Source organism: Endozoicomonas numazuensis (genome assembly GCF_000722635.1).
In the GTDB taxonomy this organism is placed as follows: Bacteria; Pseudomonadota; Gammaproteobacteria; order Pseudomonadales; family Endozoicomonadaceae; genus Endozoicomonas_A; species Endozoicomonas_A numazuensis.
Window position 1 is genome coordinate 230,190 of the sequence record NZ_JOKH01000007.1, and the last position, 2,112, is coordinate 232,301.

The window sequence follows — 2,112 nt, forward strand, 5'->3', positions numbered from 1 at the left end:
CAGGAAGACCCTCATGAACCACCTCACAGCCCGTACAAAACAGGCTCAATAAAGGTTGTCACTTCGCCCCCGGAAACTCAACTACACTGGATGCCTATCCAAGGGAGTTGGGAAAAGCCGGAACCGGATACCTCCATAGCCAACGGGTGCGAGAGGTCATATCTCATGACATTCAGTGCAAAACCATCAGCGGCAACACAAAGCACGGTTTTTTCTACAAAGAGGGTAAAAGCCCCTTGGCCATGCTGGCAGAGTATATGTGTCTTTGTGGCTCAGTTGGTAGTGATCAGCCTTTGCGTACTGCAACCTGCTAATGGTGAGGTGGTTAATGAGTTGGGGTCTCTCATTAACCCGATCATTTACCGTAACGACAACACTCATGGGCTGAACGGCGCTACGGATGTAGCCCTCAGCCCCGACGGGCAACACCTGTACGTGACGGCCTTTGACGGTGATACCCTATCGGTGTACGACGTGGCCAATGACGGCGCACTCTCCAACCCCCGTATTTACCGTAACGACAGCACTCATGAGCTGAACGGTGCTCTGGGTGTTACCCTCAGCCCCGACGGGCAACACCTGTACGTAACGGCCTATTTTGGGGATGCCCTATCGGTGTACGACGTGGCCAATGACGGCGCACTCTCCAACCCCCGTATTTACCATAATAACGACACTCATGAGCTGAACGGTGCCCAGGCTGTTGCCCTGAGCCCCGACGGGCAACACCTGTACGTAACGGCCGTTGACAGTGATACCCTGTCGGTGTACGACGTGGCCAATGACGGCGTACTCTCCAACCCCCGTATTTACCGCAACGGTGACACTCATGAGCTGAACGGTGCTCTGGGTGTTACCCTCAGCCCCGACGGGCAACACCTGTACGTAACGGCCAATGAAGGTGATACCCTTTCGGTGTACAACGTGGCCAATGACGGCGCACTCTCCAACCCCCGTATTTACCGTAACGGCGACACTCATGAGCTGGACGGTGCCCGGGCTGTTGCCCTGAGTCCCGACGGGCAACACCTGTTCGTAACGGCCGAATTTGGGCATGCCCTGTCGGTGTACGACGTGGCCAATGACGGCGCGCTCTCCAACCCCCGTATTTACCGCAACGGTGACACTCATGAGCTGGACGGTGCTTGGGCTGTTACCCTGAGCCCCGACGGGCAACACCTGTACGTAACGGCCTTTTGGGGGGATGCTCTGTCGGTGTACGACGTAGCCAATGACGGTGCACTCTCCAACCCCCGTATTTACCGCAACGACGGCACTCATGAGCTGGACGGTGCTTGGGCTGTTACCCTGAGCCCCGACGGGCAACACCTGTACGTAACGGCCTATTACGGGGATGCCCTGTCGGTGTATCAGGTGACCCAGGCCGTCGAAACAAACACCTCCTACTCCCTCACACATTCAGCCAGCATTAATCCGGGCATGGACACGCATACCCTGGTCTACTCTCCCACGCATTCAGCCATGACGACCCCGAGCCTGGAAGGCCGCTCGATATCCACTGACGGGTTCTCTCCTTCCATGACACCTTCCATGACACCTTCCATGACACCTTCCATGACACCTTCCATGACACCTTCCATGACACCTTCCATGACACCTTCCATGACACCTTCCACGGCAGTCATCAGCCTTTGCGTACTGCAACCTGCCAATGGTGAGGTGGTTAATGAGCCGGGATCTCTCATTAACCCGATCATTTACCGTAACGGCAACACTTATGAGCTGGACGGCGCTTTGGATGTTGCCCTCAGCCCCGACGGTCAACACCTGTACGTAACGGCCGCAATTGGGAATGCCCTGTCGGTGTACGACGTGGCCTGCGATGGCGCGCTCTCCAGCCCCCGTATTTACCGTAACGACGACACTCATGAGCTAGACGGTGCTCTGGGTGTTACCCTCAGCCGCGACGGGCGACACCTGTACGTAACGGCCTATTTTGGGGATGCCCTGTCGGTGTACGACGTGGCCAGCGACGGTGCGCTCTCCAATCCCCGTATTTACCGCAACGACGACACTCATGAGCTGAACGGTGCTCTGGGTGTTACCCTCAGCCCCGACGGGCAACACCTGTACGTAACGGCCTATTTTGGG

The 2,112-nt window shown here is 56.9% G+C and carries 1 protein-coding gene; it reads left to right on the forward strand.

The window, feature by feature from the left end; genetic code table 11:
• Window positions 1-267: 267 nt before the first annotated feature.
• On the forward strand, window positions 268-2,112 hold a 1,845-nt coding region (locus GZ78_RS29660), incomplete at its 3' end, for a lactonase family protein (RefSeq protein ID WP_034841507.1).